The organism is Streptomyces sp. NPDC005263, assembly GCF_042872365.1.
Lineage (GTDB): Bacteria > Actinomycetota > Actinomycetes > Streptomycetales > Streptomycetaceae > Streptomyces.
Window position 1 is genome coordinate 1,019,937 of sequence record NZ_JBIAKJ010000003.1, and the last position, 13,142, is coordinate 1,033,078.

At 70.3% G+C, this 13,142-nt stretch carries 11 protein-coding genes; 6 read left to right on the forward strand and 5 right to left on the reverse strand.

The window, feature by feature from the left end:
• Nucleotides 1-4: 4 nt before the first annotated feature.
• The 5 genes from ACFYRY_RS18375 to ACFYRY_RS18395 form a co-directional block, all read right to left on the reverse strand.
• Nucleotides 5-955, reverse strand: a complete 951-nt coding sequence (locus ACFYRY_RS18375) for a carbohydrate ABC transporter permease (RefSeq protein WP_389146062.1) — start codon at nt 953-955, stop codon at nt 5-7.
• Nucleotides 952-2,334, reverse strand: coding sequence for an extracellular solute-binding protein (locus ACFYRY_RS18380; protein ID WP_389146065.1), 1,383 nt, complete (start codon nt 2,332-2,334; stop codon nt 952-954). The genes ACFYRY_RS18375 and ACFYRY_RS18380 overlap by 4 nt, the downstream gene beginning before the upstream one ends.
• Nucleotides 2,335-2,442: 108 nt before the next feature.
• Entirely contained in the window at nt 2,443-2,712 is a 270-nt protein-coding gene (locus ACFYRY_RS18385; RefSeq protein ID WP_389146068.1) for a winged helix-turn-helix domain-containing protein, read from the reverse strand.
• A gap of 570 nt (nt 2,713-3,282) precedes the next feature.
• Nucleotides 3,283-3,987, reverse strand: coding sequence for a response regulator (locus ACFYRY_RS18390; protein WP_389146070.1), 705 nt, complete (start codon nt 3,985-3,987; stop codon nt 3,283-3,285).
• Nucleotides 3,984-5,768: an ATP-binding protein gene (locus ACFYRY_RS18395; RefSeq protein WP_389146072.1), complete on the reverse strand. Its 1,785-nt coding sequence runs from the start codon at nt 5,766-5,768 to the stop codon at nt 3,984-3,986. The genes ACFYRY_RS18390 and ACFYRY_RS18395 overlap by 4 nt, the downstream gene beginning before the upstream one ends.
• Before the next feature lie 186 nt (nt 5,769-5,954).
• Here ACFYRY_RS18395 and ACFYRY_RS18400 point away from each other — a divergent pair, with 186 nt between their 5' ends.
• From ACFYRY_RS18400 to ACFYRY_RS18425, 6 genes are all read left to right on the forward strand, one after another.
• On the forward strand, nt 5,955-7,346 hold the full coding sequence (locus ACFYRY_RS18400) for a cation:dicarboxylate symporter family transporter (RefSeq protein WP_389146075.1): 1,392 nt from the start codon (nt 5,955-5,957) through the stop codon (nt 7,344-7,346).
• Nucleotides 7,347-7,677: 331 nt separating this feature from the next.
• Nucleotides 7,678-8,058, forward strand: coding sequence for a response regulator (locus tag ACFYRY_RS18405; RefSeq protein ID WP_389146077.1), 381 nt, complete (start codon nt 7,678-7,680; stop codon nt 8,056-8,058).
• On the forward strand, nt 8,058-8,432 hold the full coding sequence (locus tag ACFYRY_RS18410; protein WP_389146080.1) for a response regulator transcription factor: 375 nt from the start codon (nt 8,058-8,060) through the stop codon (nt 8,430-8,432). The genes ACFYRY_RS18405 and ACFYRY_RS18410 overlap by 1 nt, the downstream gene beginning before the upstream one ends.
• Nucleotides 8,429-9,538 carry a HEAT repeat domain-containing protein gene (locus tag ACFYRY_RS18415; protein WP_389146082.1) on the forward strand — a complete coding sequence of 370 codons (1,110 nt, stop codon included), beginning with the start codon at nt 8,429-8,431 and terminating at the stop codon, nt 9,536-9,538. Before ACFYRY_RS18410 ends, ACFYRY_RS18415 begins: the two co-directional genes overlap by 4 nt.
• A complete protein-coding gene (locus tag ACFYRY_RS18420; protein ID WP_389146085.1) occupies nt 9,535-11,022 on the forward strand; it encodes a glycosyltransferase in 1,488 nt (495 codons plus the stop codon). The genes ACFYRY_RS18415 and ACFYRY_RS18420 overlap by 4 nt, the downstream gene beginning before the upstream one ends.
• Nucleotides 11,019-13,115, forward strand: a complete 2,097-nt coding sequence (locus ACFYRY_RS18425; RefSeq protein WP_389146088.1) for an ATP-binding protein — start codon at nt 11,019-11,021, stop codon at nt 13,113-13,115. Before ACFYRY_RS18420 ends, ACFYRY_RS18425 begins: the two co-directional genes overlap by 4 nt.
• Nucleotides 13,116-13,142: the final 27 nt, after the last annotated feature.

Here is a 13,142-nt window from a genome sequence, read left to right on the forward strand (position 1 = left end):
GTCGTCAGACCTCCGTCCGCAGCAGGCGCAGGTAGATGAGCGAGAACAGCGAGCCGACCAGGAGCAGCAGCAGCGCGACCGCGGTTCCGTAGCCGATCATGCTGTTCTGGAAGGCCTGTTCGTACATGAAGAGGGGCAGCGTCTGACTCTTGTCGCCCGGGCCGCCCCTGGTCATCACCCAGATGAGCCCGAAGACGGACAGCGTCTGCAAAGTGTTGAGCATCAGGTTCGTGGCGATGGAGCGACGGATCATCGGGAGCGTGATGTGCCACATACGGCGCCATCCACCGGCCCCGTCGACCTCCGCCGCCTCGGTGATCTCCTTCGGGATCTCGTTGAGGGCGGCGGAGTACACGAGCATCGAGAAGGCCGTCCCCCGCCACACGTTCGCGAAGGACACCGCGAGGATGGGAAGCGTGAACAGCCAGTTCTGGGACGGGAGATGGAGCCAGTCCAGAATCGCGTTCAGGGTGCCCTCGCGGCGGAAGAAGGCGTAGAGGAGGAAACCGGCGACCACCTCCGGCAGCACCCACGCCGTGATCACGATCCCGCCGGTGAGCGTACGGACCGGTTTCGAGGCACGCCGCATGAGGGCGGCCAGGGCCAGGCCCAGGGTGTTCTGCCCGATCAGCGACGAGATGACCGTGAACACCAGCGTCAGCCATACGGCGTTGAGGAACTCCTCGTCCTGGAACGCCGTACGGAAGTTCTCCAGACCGACGAACGACGACTCGGCCTGGCCGGTGAGCTGGAGGTCGGTGAAGGCGATCCAGACGCAGTAGACGATCGGGCCCGCGAGGAAGAGCAGCAGCAGGACCAGCGCGGGGGAGACGGGGAGGGCACGGACGAGCGAGCGGCGCAGGGGGACACGCGGAGCGTCGGGCGGTGCGGGGGGCGGGTCCGAGGGGGGCTTCGCCGCCCCCGGACCCGTCGCCCGCGGTGCGGCGGTGGTCACTTGTCGACCACCTGGTTGTCCGTGGCCTCCTTGAGTGCGTCGTCGTAGGCCCGCGCCGCCTGGGGCACGGGCTGGTCACCCGTCGTCACGCCCTCCATCGCCTCCTGGATGGCGGTGGAGACCTTCGGGTACGCCGGATAGGCGGGCCGGTAGTGGGTGCTGGCGACCAGGTCGGTGAAGAACGTGATGCCGGGCTGGGCCGTGGTGTACGCGGGATCGGCGGCGACGTCCTTGCGGACGGCGATTCCCGAGTTGGCGATGTACCACTTCTGGGCGTTGGCCTTGGTCTGCAGGGTCTTGATGAAGTCGAAGGCGAGGTCGGGGTTGGCGGACTTGTCCGGGATGGACCAGGTCCAGCCGCCGGACATGCTCACCTTGCCGGGGGCCTGGCCGTGCTGGGTGGGCATGGCGGCGAGACCGAGTTCCTTCGACCACTCGGGCCACTCGTGTCCGCTGCCCTTCAGCCAGTCCTGCGGGAGCCAGGAACCGTCGAGGGCGATACCGAGCTTGCCCTTGGGCAGCCACTCGCCGCGGACCCTCGTCATGACGTTGGGGTCGAGGGCGTCCTCGATGTCCGGGCCGAGTTTCTCCTTGTAGACGGTCTCGACGAAGGAGAGGGAGTCCTTGAAGCCGTCGCCCGCGGTGACCCACTTCTTCGACGTCCGGTCGTAGAGGGGATCCTGGCCGCCCGCGTCGCCGGTGCCGTAGAGCAGCATCTCGAAGGTCTGCATGGTGGCGGCCTCACCGACCGGCTTGCCCGTGTAGACGTTCAGGGGGATGACGTCCGGGACCTTCTTCTTGATCGTGCGCGCGGCGGCGAGGACGTCGTCCCAGGTCTTCGGCTGCCAGCCCGCGGGCAGGCCGGCCTTGCGGAAGATGTCCTTGCTGAACCACAGGCCCCGCGTGTCCGTGCCGTCCGGGACGCCGTACGTCTTACCGTCCTCGGCCTTGGCGGCGGCCTTCGCGGTGTCCATGAACTGTCCCCAGTCCGGCCACTTGGCGAGGTAGGGGTCGAGCGGCTTCAAGTACCCGCTGGTGATGTCCGAGTTGATGAGGAAGGTGTCCTCGTAGACCAGATCCGGGGCGGTCTTGGGGGAGCGGAGCATCTGCTGGAGCTTGGTGTAGTACTCCGAGTCCGGGGCCTTGATGGGGACGAGCTCGACCTTCTTGCCGGGGTTCTCCTTCTCGAACTGCTTCTTGACGCCGGCGAGGTAGTCGTCCATCACATGGATCGAGTTGTCCGTGGACTGCTTGAAGGAGACCTTCAGGGTGTCCGGGTCACTGCCGGAACCGCCGCCGCAGGCGGTCACGGTGGCCGAGGTGACGAGAAGGGCGATCAGTAAGGAAGTGGAGCGGACGGCGGTGGGGCGCACGGGCATGACCTCCTGCGGGCACGTCGCTGTGGCCGGGATGGCTGCCGTGTGAACGTAAGAGGAGTGGTCTAGTCAGGTCAATGCGTGTGCGGCGGTTATCGGGTGGGAGCCCCTTCAGGCGCTCGGCTCGCCTTCTTCGGGTGCGTCGCTGGCGGGCTCCGGCATGGCGATGACGTACGTCCCCTTGGCGGGCAGAGTGGCGACGAGCCCACGTTTCCGGAGTTCGACGATGGCGCGGCGCACGGTGCCGATGCTCACGCGGTACAGCTCCGTCATGGCTCGCTCGCCCGGCAGGGCGGCCCCCTGCGGCAACTTGCCGGACGCGATGTCGGCCGCGACGGCATCGGCGAGTTTCACGTACTCGTAGCGCGGGAGCTCACTCATGCCTCCACCGTGCCGCAGCCCAACGCTTGACGCAGGGGTGGAACGCGTCCCGCAGCGGTGTGAAGCAGTAGGACGCAGAGGGGTGCAGGGGGACGCAGTTGGCGGTATGGTCGGAATGACAGACCCCGGCGAGGTGGCTAGACCTCCCGGGGCACGGCCAACGCTTACAACAGGAGCGTCGACATGCACGACCTTATCCGCCGCACCCTCGAATGGCCGCGCCACCTGATCGGCGCGCAGGAGGTGGCCGTCTGATGGAACCGACATCCACCTCTCCCCGTCTGCTGCCCTGGCCGTCCCCCGGCGGCAACCCGTGCTACCTGGTCACGGACAGCCACGGCGGGTATGTGTCCCGTCTCGCCGACGAGCTGGAGGCCACACAACTGGCCATGGGCGTCGACGTGCTCGACCTCGCCCGTACCGTGCTGGACGACCCCGCGTCGCCGTACACCGAGGTGCGCTACGCCGGCATCCGGCTCGCCGAGTGTCTGACCGACGCCCTGCGTGTCGCCGAGTCCCGGGGGCTGCGCCTGCCCGCACCGGACACGGAGAGCATCGAGGACGCGCTGCCTAACGCCCCCGCCCCACAACCCCCCGCACCCACCGGTACACCAACTCCGGCCGCCCCACCTGCCCGTACACAGGCGCCCGTTCCGCCCGTCCCGACTCCACCAGGTGTTCCAGGTACCGCCGGGCCGTGATGCGGGAGATGCCCACCGCCTCGGCGATGCCCGCCGCGGTCAGGCCCTCCTCCGCTTCGCGCAGCGCGCCGGTGACCCGCTCCAGGGTCGGCCCGCTCAGTCCCTTCGGCAACGCGGCCGGCCCCGGGGCCCGCAGCGTCGCCAGGGCTCTGTCGACCTCGTCCTGGCCGCTCGCCTCGCCCGCCGACGCGTGGAACTCGGCGTAGCGCACCAGGCGGTCCCGCAGGGTCGCGAAGGTGAAGGGCTTCAGTACGTACTGGACGACGCCGAGGGAGACGCCCTCCCGCACCACGGTCAGGTCCCGTGCGGACGTCACCGCTATGACGTCCGCGTGGTGGCCCGCGGCCCGCAGGGAGCGGGCCAGTTGGAGGCCGTGCACGTCCGGCAGGTGGAGGTCCAGGAGGAGCAGGTCGACCGGTGTGCGCTCCAGCGCGCGGCGGGCCTCCGCGCCGGTGTGGGCCTTGCCGACGGCGGTGAAACCCGGGACCCGGTTGACGTACATGACGTGGGCGTCGGCGGCGACGGGGTCGTCCTCCACCACCAGGACCCGGATGTACTGCTGCTCGGTCGTCATGCGTCGCCTCCAGAAACCGGCTTGCCGCCGGACACCGCGTCCCCGTGAACCGCGCTTCCCCCGGTGACCGCGCTGCCCAGCGGAGTCCGGCCCCCAGTGGCCGGACCGCCCCCGTGGACTGCGGGCACGACCCCACTGCCCGACACCAGGGCCTCCTCCGACACCCGCCCGGACCCGTCCCCGCCCCCCAGCGGCAGCCGTACCTCGAACTGGGCCCCGCCCCCGTCGGCCTCCGCCACCGTCAGGGACCCCTCGTGCCGGTTCACCGCCTGCCGTACGAGAGCGAGGCCGAGGCCCCGTCCGCCCGGTCCGGCCGGCTTCGTCGAGAAGCCCCGCTGGAAGACCGCCTCCGTGTGCGCGGGGTCGACGCCGTCCCCGGTGTCCGAGACCCGGAGCACCAGTTCACGGTCCTCGGTGTACGCCGTCACCGTCACCCGCGCCGGCACCCCGCCCTGCGCCGCGTCGACCGCGTTGTCGATCAGATTGCCGAGGATGGTGACCAGGTCACGGGAGGGGAGGGAGTCCGGCAGCAGGCCGTCGTCCAGGCGGCTGTCGTCCGACACCACCAGCTCCACGCCCCGCTCGTTGGCCTGGGCGGTCTTGCCCAGCAGCAGGGCCGCCAGCACCGGCTCGCCCACCGCCGCCACCACCTGGTCGGTGAGGGCCTGGGCCAGCTCCAGTTCGGCGGTCGCGAAGTCCACCGCCTCCTCCGCGCGGCCCAGCTCGATCAGGGAGACGACGGTGTGCAGCCGGTTCGCCGCCTCGTGCGCCTGCGAGCGCAGGGCCTGCGTGAAGCCGCGTTCGGAGTCCAACTCGCCCATCAGGGACTGGAGTTCGGTCACATCGCGCAGGGTGACCACAGTTCCCCGGCGTTCGCCGCCCGACACCGGGGACGTGTTGACCACCAGCACCCGGGCCGCCGTCAGGTGCACCTCGTCCACCCGTGGTTCCGACGCCAGCAGCGCCCCGGTGAGCGGGGCGGGCAGGCCGATCTCCGCGACCGACCGGCCCACCACGTCCCCCTCGGACGCCACCCCGAGCAACTCCCGCCCGCCGTCGTTGATGAGCGCCACCCTGAACTGCCCGTCCAGCATCAGCAGCCCCTCGCGTACGGCGTGCAGCGCGGCCTGGTGGTAGTCGTGCATGGCGCTCAGCTCGGCCGCGTTCATGTTGTGGGTGTGGCGGCGCAGCCGGGCGTTGACGACGTACGTGCCGATCGCGCCGAGGGCGAGCGCACCGGCCGCGACCCCGAGCATGGCGGTCAGTTGGCCCTGCACCCGCTTGCTGATCTCCTCGACCTTTATGCCGGCGCTGACCAGGCCGATGACGCGGTGGTCGCCGTCCTCGACGGGGGTGACCGCGCGGACCGAGGGGCCGAGGGTGCCCGTGTAGGTCTCGGTGAAGGGGTGTCCCTTCAGGGCGGGGCCGATGTTGCCGCGGAAGTGCTGGCCGATCTCGGTCTCCACGGGGTGGGTCCAGCGGATGCCCCGCGGATTCATGATCGTGACGAAGTCGACCTCGGTGTCCGTCATCACCCGCAGCGCGTACGGCTGGAGTCGGGCCGTCGGATCGGGGGTGCCGATCGCCTCCCGCACGGACGGGGAGTCGGCGACGGACCGCGCCACCGCCAGGGCCTGCCGACGGGCGGCGTCCTCCGCCTGGCCGCGGTCACTGACGTACGTGAACAGCGCGTACCCGGCGACGACGACCGCGATCAGGACGGCCTGCATGGCGAAGAGCTGGCCCGCCAGGCTGCGGGGTGTCGGGACACGGACGTGCATGTCGTCAGTCTGCCTCTTGGCTGATTGTGAACTATATGAACGGAAGGGTGACCGCCCTCACACGACGGGAGATAGTCGCCGCATCCCCCCATGCACAACCGCCATATAGAACCCCATCCCCATCCCCATCCCCCGGACGTGAGCCGCACGCCGGTGATGCCGACGACGTCGTCAAGGAGGGCCGCCGTGAGCAGCGCAGCAAATACGGCAGCTACCACACCCAAAGCCAAGCGGGACCGCACCCACTACCTCTACATCGCGGTGATCATCGCGGTCGTCGCGGGCATCACCGTGGGTCTGGCCGCACCTGATTTCGCCGTGGAGCTGAAGCCTCTCGGTACGGGCTTCGTGAACCTGATCAAGATGATGATCTCGCCGATCATCTTCTGCACGATCGTGCTGGGCATCGGCTCGGTGCGCAAGGCCGCCAAGGTCGGTGCCGTCGGCGGTATCGCGCTCGGCTACTTCATGGTGATGTCGCTGGTCGCCCTCGCCATCGGCCTGGTCGTCGGCAACATCCTGGAGCCCGGCACGGGCCTGCACATCACCGAAGCGATCAAGAGCGCCGGTCAGGGTCAGGTGGACGCCGAAGCGCTGCCGCCGGTCGACTTCGCGCTCTCCATCATCCCCACCACCATGATCTCCGCCTTCACCTCGGGCACGGTCCTGCAGACCCTGCTCGTCGCCCTGCTCACGGGCTTCGCCCTGCAGGCCATGGGCTCCACGGGCGCGCCGATCCTGCGCGGGGTGGAGCACGTCCAGCGGCTCGTCTTCCGCATCCTCGCCATGGTGATGTGGGCCGCGCCGATCGGTGCCTTCGGCGCCATCGCCGCCGTCACCGGCTCCGCCGGCGTCGACGCGCTCAAGAGCCTCGCCGTCCTGATGCTCGGCTTCTACGTCACCTGCTTCCTCTTCGTCTTCATCGTGCTCGGCGTGATGCTGCGCCTGGTCGCGGGCCTGAACATCCTCTCGCTGTTCAAGTACCTGGGCCGTGAGTTCCTGCTGATCCTGTCCACCTCCTCCTCCGAGTCCGCGTTGCCGCGGCTCATCGCGAAGATGGAGCACCTGGGCGTCAGCAAGCCGGTGGTCGGCATCACCGTCCCGACCGGCTACTCCTTCAACCTCGACGGCACCATGATCTACATGACCATGGCCTCGCTGTACATCGCCGATGCCATGGGTACGCCGATGTCGGTCGGCGAGCAGATCCCGCTGCTGCTCTTCCTGCTGGTCGCCTCGAAGGGTGCGGCCGGTGTCTCCGGTGCCGGTCTGGCCACGCTGGCCGGCGGCCTCCAGTCGCACAAGCCCGCCCTGGTGGACGGCGTCGGCCTGATCGTCGGCATCGACCGCTTCATGAGTGAGGCCCGCGCCCTGACCAACTTCGCGGGCAACGCCGTCGCCACGGTCCTGATCGGTACCTGGACCAAGGAGATCGACCGCGAGCGCGTCGACCAGGTCCTCGCCGGACACCTGCCCTTCGACGAGAAGACACTCCTGGACGACGACTCCGACGGCGGCGACGACGCCCACGCGGAGCTTCCCGAGCAGGGCGGCGACAAGGAACTCGCCAAGGCCTGACGGCCACACGGACAGGGCCGGGCCCGGCCTGAACCCGGGCTCGGCCCTTGGTCTCCGGGCGGCTGAGTACTCCCCCGTAGCTCAGCCGCCCGGTTCGGCGTTCTCGCCCTTCGTCTGGTTCTCCCTCGCTGCGCTTCGCCACCGGCTCGGTGGCATGGAGGCGGGCATGCCTGCCGCGGTCAGTACCAAGGACCGCGGCAGACGTGCCCGCCTTTTGTGCTGTGCGGCCGGGGCCGCCGGGGCCGCCCGTGACGGGTGGGGCATATGTGGCGGAAGGAGGGAAATGATCCTAGTTTGTTCTTGACGACCTGACGTCGTAGACAGGGCGGCGATGGAATCTCCCCGTGTGCTCGTGATCGAGGACGACCCGGATGTGAGTGCGCTGCTGAAGCGGCACCTCACCGGGCTTGGCTGTCACGTGACCGTCGCCGACTCGGGTGAGGCCGGCCTCGATCGGGCCTTCGCCGACCCTCCGGACATGGTGATCATCGACGTGCTCCTGCCCGGTATCGACGGGCGCGAGGTCATCCGGAGGCTGCGGGCGGACGAGCGCACGAAGAAGTGCCACCTCGTCGTCTCCTCCGTGCTCGACCCCGAGGACCTGGTCGAGCTCGCGACGGACGCGTTGCTCGCCAAACCGTTCCGGCAGTCGTCCGTGGCGCGGCTCCTGGACTCCTATCGGTATCGGAGTTCCGCATCACAGGAGGAGTAATGGCCCGTGTCCTGATAGCCGACGACGATGCCGACATCCGGGACCTGGTGGACTTCAAGCTGACGCAGAGCGGTCACGAGGTCACGGCGGTGGAGGACGGCATGGCGGCGCTGCGGGCCGTGCGCGAACAGCTGCCGGACCTGGCCCTGCTCGACATCCGGATGCCGGGGATGTCCGGCCTCGACGTCTGCCGGGAGCTGCGCGCCGCGGCCGAGACCGCGAACATCCCGGTCATCATGATCACCGCACGGTCCCAGGAGGGAGACGTGGAGGTCGGCTTCGAGGCGGGGGCCGACGACTACATCATCAAACCCTTCAGCCCGCGCGAGCTGTCGAGCCGGGTCACCGCGTTGCTCGCCCGGGTCGAACGGTGATCAGCGAGGGCCTCGTCACCGTTGCGGTGCTGTCCCTGCTGGCGGTCGTCATCGTGCTGAGCACGCTGATCGTCCTCATCCGCGGTACCCGCAGACACCGGCAGCGCAGACGGGAGCGGACGGCGGAGCCGGTACGGGGCCTCCTCTTCGAACTGCTGTGCGCGGAGGGCGACGAACAAAGCCGGCTTCTGGAGCGGCTGGCCGCGATCGACAGGCGGGCCTGGTCCGCCCTGGAGCCGCACGTGGCGGAACTGCTGGAGAAGGTCTCCGGGGGAGCCCGTACCGCACTGATCCGGCTGTACGGGCTGCGCGGCGCCACCGCGGCCGCCGTCACCGACCTGACCCGCCACAGCGCGGTCCGCCGGGGGCGGGCCGCGCAGGTGCTCGGGCGGCTCGCCCACACCCCCGCGGTCCCGCCGCTGTGCCGTCTGCTGGCCGACCGCGACCCCGAGGTACGGATGGCGGCCGCACGCGCGCTGGGCCGCTGCCAGGACCCCGCCGCCGTGCCGTACCTGCTGGCCTGCCTGACCGGACCGCGCACGGTACCGCCCGGTGTGGTCACCCACGCGCTGACTGCCCTGGGGCCGGAGGGACTGCGGTTCGTCGCGGTCGGACTCGACCACCCGGAGCACCTCGCCCGGGCCGTGGCCGCCGAGGTGCTGGGGGCGACCGGGGCGGTCTCCCGCACCGCCGAGGTGGTGCACGCACTGCGCGCCGACCCGCACACCGAGGTGCGGATCAGGGCCGCCCGCGCCCTGGGCAGACTGGGCATGCCCGACGGCCTGGAGCCGCTGCTGGCCGCCGTCCTGCCCGGCCGGCCGGTCGCTCTGCGCATCGTGGCGGTCAGCGCCCTCGGCAGCCTGGGAGCCGTCGCGGCGACACCGCGGCTGGCGGCCCTGCTCGACGACACGGATCCGCATGTGGCGGCCACCGCCGCCCGCGCGCTGCTGCGGCTCGGCCCGCGGGGACAGGCGGCGCTGCGCTCGGCCGCGGCCGCCGCCGACGGACGGCCGGACGGCAGGGCTGCCGCACACGCCCGGGCCGCGCTCGCCGAAGCCGCCGTCGGCGGCACCCGCCTCGACGTCCGCGCGGAGGTCGCGCTGTGAGCGCGGTGGACCACGCCGCACGGGGCTGGCCGCTGGACATGCTGCACTCGCTGCTCGCGCTGAGCGACCACGTGATCATCATCTACTTCCTGGCCATCAACACCGTCTACCTGGTGCTGATCACCATCGCCCTGGCGGAGATCGTCAGAGGGCTGCGCCGGGCCCCGTTCGCGGGCCACGACGAGACAGCCGCCAGTCCGTTCACCCCGCCCGTGTCCGTGATCATGCCCGCGTACAACGAGTCGGCGGGCATCATCGAAGCGGTACGGGCCATGCTGCTGCTGCGCTATCCGGTCTTCGAGGTCGTCGTGGTCGACGACGGCTCCACCGACGACACGGTGGCCGCCCTGCGGGCCGACTTCGACCTCGCCGAGGTGGAGTACGTGGTCCCCGACGACGTACCGGTACGCGGCCGGGTCACCTCCGTCCTCCTGCCCCGGGGCGGCCCGGTACGGCTGGTGGTGGCCCGCAAGGACAACGGCGGCAAGGCCGACGCCCTCAACGCCGGGATCAACCTGGCCTGTTACCCCCTGGTGTGCATGGTGGACGCGGACTCGATCCTCGACTCCCAGGCCCTGCTCACGGTGGCCAAGCCGTTCGGCGACGATCCGGCGCGGGTGGTCGCCAGCGGCGGTGTGGTGGGCGTCGCCAACGGCTGCACCGTGGTGGCCGGGCGGGTGGTCGAACCGCATCTGTCCCAGAACCTGCTCGGGCGCGTCCAGGCCGTCGAATATCTGCGGGGCTTCTTCCTCGGCCGTACCGGATGGTCCAAGGTCGGCGGTCTGCTGATCATCGCCGGCGCGTTCGGCCTCTTCCGCCGGGACGCGGTGGTGGCGGCCGGCGGCATGGACCCGGACTGCATCGGCGAGGACGCCGAACTGGTCGTCCGGCTCCACCGGCACATGCGCGACCAGGGCCGTGCCTACCGCATCGTCTTCGTCACCGAGCCGATCTCCTGGAGCGAGGCGCCCTCGAAACTGAAGGTCCTGGCACGGCAGCGACGACGGTGGCACCGCGGCCTGACGGAGATCCTCCTCAAGCACCGCCGCATGATCGGCAATCCCCGCTACGGCCGCGTCGGCCTGCTGGCTCTGCCGTTCTACGTGCTCTTCGAACTGCTGGCCCCGGTGGTGGAGCTCGCGGGTCTCGTGCTGGTCCCCCTGGGCGTGCTGCTGGGCGCGGTGAACGTGGAATTCCTGTGGCACTTCCTGCTCGCCGCCTATGCCTACGCGCTGGTGGTCAGCCTGCTGTCGGTCGCGGTCGAGGAGTACGCCTACCACCGCTTCACACGGTGGCGGGACATCTGGGGCGCCCTCGTCGGGGTGGCCGCCGAGAACATCGGATACCGCCAGCTCACCGCATGGTGGCGGCTGCGCGGCATGTGGGACGCCCTGCACGGGGCTCCCCGGGTCTGGGGCGCGATGACCCGCACCGGGTTCGACCCGCCCGACCGGGCGAAAGAGGGCGGAGGTGACCGTGCATGAACGGCATCCGGATACCGGCGCACGGCTCCGTCGCGCGTCGGCTCGCCTACGCGTTCGGACTGCTGACCCTGCTGATCGCCCTGACCGGCACGGCCATGCTCATCGGCACGCTGCGGCTGTCCGCCGCGCAGGACCGGATCACCCACCGGGTACATCCCGCCGTGGACGACAACCTGCGCCTGCGCAACGAGAGCGTCACCGCCCAGCGTTCGATCCGTGGCTATCTGATCACCGGTGATCAGATAGAGCTCGCCGCCTTCCACACGGCCAAGAACCGCATTCCCTCGGTCATTTCGGACCTGCGCGGACACGGCGTCGCGGACGAGAACAACGTCGCGACGCAGCAACGAGAGATCCAGGCGTACCTGCGCGTAGCCGACCAGCAGGCGCTCGCCACTCCGCGAAGCGACCAGGCCGCCACCCTCACCCGGAAGGCGACCCTGCGGTTCCGGGCGTTCGAACGGACCAACGACAGCCTCACCCGGCAGTTGAACGACCAGGACCAAGACCTGGAGCGGCACGCCAACACGGTGTTCCGGGCCGGTGTCGCCGGGCTCGGCGCCGTGCTGGTGTTGGCCGTGGGCGGGGCCGTGTACATGTCCCTGCGCACCACCCGCGCCCTGATCGGACCACTGGGAGACGTCGAGCGGACGCTCCACCGGCTCACCGACGCGGAGCACTCGGCACGTGCCCGGGAGGAGGGGCCGTCGGAGATCAGGGCGGTGGCGCGCTCGGTGAACACGCTCGCCGACGAGGGCGACCGGCTGCGGGCGATCGGGGAGGAACGCGACGCCCTGGCGGAGATGGCCCGGAAAACCGGCCTCCTGATCCGGGAGCACCTCGAGGTCGACCACGTTCTCGACACGGCGTGCACGGGGATCGGCGAGGGCCTGCAGGCCGACTACGTCTTCATCATGCTCCTCGAGGAGGGCAACCCCCTCGTTCCCGTGGCACGCGCCTGGAACGCGCGGCGGGGTCTGCTGCCCGCGGAGGAGCAGACGATACCGCCGGTACCCGCGGAGGTGGTGCGCGAGCATTACCAGCAGGGAACGACCTGGTCCTACAACCGGCTGGACGCCCACCTGGACGAGGAGTCCCCCTTGCCCGGCGCCCCGGGCTCCTACGGCGACACCGGCCTGCCGGAGGAGGCACGGGCCGCCGCCCGTGCCCTGGGCCTGGTCTCCGCGGTGGTCGCGCCGATGGGTGTAGGGGAGGAACCACTGGGCGCGGTCTTCGTCGCCCGGACCCGTCCGGAGAAAGTCTGGCGCCCCGTGGAGGTCGAGATGGTCGACTCGATGGCCAGCGGCGTGGGCCGTGCCGTGTACACGTCCTCGCTGTACGAGCAGGAGACCCGCCTGGTGGACAAACTGCGCGCCCTGGACCAGGCCAAGAGCGACTTCCTGTCCACCGTCTCGCACGAGCTGCGCACGCCGCTGACCAGCATCGTGGGCTACATCGAGCTGCTGAAGGACGAGGAGACCGGCCCGCTCACCCCGCCGCAGATGCGCATGCTGGACGTCGTCGACCGCAACGCGAACCGGCTGCGGGCGCTGATCGAGGACCTGCTCACCCTCTCGCGCATCGAGTCGGGGGCGTTCACCTCGAAGAGGGCACCGGTCGACGTGCGGCGGCTGGTGGCCTCGGCGGCCGACGCCATGAGACCGGCCGCCGACGCCGCCTCGGTCGCGTTGGAGATCCGCTGCGCCGAACAGCCCCTGGTGCTGGAGGCGGACGGCGACCAGTTGGACCGCGTGCTGATGAACCTGCTGTCCAACGCGGTGAAGTTCACCCCGACCGGCGGGACCGTCACCGTCCGCGCTGACGCCCAGGACGGCGCGGCGGTCCTCAGCGTCAGCGACACCGGGATCGGAATTCCCGAAGCGGAGCAGCGCAAGCTCTTCGAGCGCTTCTTCCGCGCGTCCAACGCCACCGACGCGGCCATTCCGGGCACCGGCCTGGGACTGACCATCGTCCGTACGATCGTGGCGAACCACGGCGGCGAGATGGAGGTGCACTCCGAGGAGGGCCGGGGCACCACCTTCACCGCCCGGCTGCCCCTCGCCGCCGCGGACCGCCTGCCCGAGTCGTCCTAGACGGCGTCCCGGGATCCGCCGTTCGCG